A 204-nucleotide genomic window follows, 5' to 3' on the forward strand; every position below is an offset into this window, starting at 1 on the left:
GCGACCGTTGACTTCTGTCCCGGACCCGTTCGGAAAGTTCGACAGTTTCGGCGACCACAACAACGCGATGTTGCGACGGTTTCTCGATACCTTCGGGTTCGAGTACGAGTTCTATTCGGCGACGGAGTTCTACCGTTCCGGCCAGTTCGATGAAATCTTGCTGCGCGCCTGCGAAAAGTACGATGAAATCATGTCGGTAATGCT

At 53.9% G+C, this 204-nt stretch carries 1 pseudogene; it reads left to right on the forward strand.

Annotated features, from left to right (window positions below):
- A pseudogene (gene lysK / locus A3728_RS21140) lies at nucleotides 1–204 on the forward strand (lysine--tRNA ligase); the annotation flags it as partial.

Origin of the sequence: Sulfitobacter sp. HI0040 (assembly GCF_001634885.1) — a bacterium.
Taxonomy (GTDB): domain Bacteria; phylum Pseudomonadota; class Alphaproteobacteria; order Rhodobacterales; family Rhodobacteraceae; genus Sulfitobacter.